This is a genomic window from Oleiphilus sp. HI0132 (assembly GCF_001635845.1).
The window spans coordinates 1-946 of the sequence record NZ_LWGJ01001660.1 but is presented as its reverse complement, the minus strand read 5'-3'; the positions used below and the strand labels follow the sequence as shown (position 1 = coordinate 946).

Genomic DNA, 946 nt, shown 5'->3' with positions numbered 1-946 from the left:
TGGCAGCTATTAAAAGTGATGTACTTATTGTTGGTGCTGGAATTGCGGGTTTAATTGCGGCGCATGAATGCTTGGAAAAAGGTCTAAGTGTCTCGTTGGTTGATCGAGATATTGAAGGTAATTCCGGTGGCCTGGCAAAGTTGGCGTTTGGTGGTATGGCCTTGGTGGGGACACCACTTCAGGAACGTATGGGCATAAAAGATTCTCCTGAACTTGCCTTAAAAGATTGGCATTCATTCGCTCAGTTCAGTGAACAGGATGAATGGCCTAAACGTTGGGCTGAATACTACGTGCAGAATTCCGCAGAGCGCGTATTTCATTGGCTATGTGACAAAGGCTTAAAGTTCTTTCCGGCCGTAAACTGGGTAGAACGTGGGCTAAATGGCGATGGTAATAGCGTTCCCCGGTATCACGTAATTTGGGGCACTGGTCACCGCTTGGTTGAATTGTTTCTAGAAAAACTGGCTAAGCATTCTAACCGTGATAGTCTTCAGTTCTTTTATCGACATCGTGTAGTTCAGTTGGTATCTGAAAATGGCCGCGTAGTGGGCTGTCGAAGTGAAAGTGAAGAGACTAAAAAGGTAGTAGAGTTTGAGGCTGAGCATACTATTGCTGCATGTGGCGGGATTAACGGCAGTATCGACAAGGTTAGGGAGCATTGGTACAAACCTTGGGGCTTGCCACCGAAAGAAATCCTAAACGGATCTCACCCTTATGCCGATGGCGCATTGCATGAGCTCGTTTCAAATTTGGGGGGGAGTGTTACGCATCTTGATAAAATGTGGAATTATGCGGCAGGTATTCCGCATCCTCAGCCACAATTTGAAGGCCATGGCTTAAGCTTGATCCCATGTAAATCTGCTTTGTGGCTTGACGCTAAAGGCAATCGTATTGGCCCTGATCCACTCGTTACTGGTTTTGACACAAATGAGTTATGTCGTCGCGT

1 protein-coding gene is annotated in these 946 nt (G+C 46.4%); it reads left to right on the top strand.

Going from position 1 to position 946, the window contains the following annotated elements; all coding sequences use genetic code 11:
• Window positions 1-946: FAD-dependent oxidoreductase (locus tag A3766_RS25550; protein WP_197479745.1), on the top strand; the 946-nt coding region annotated here is incomplete at both ends.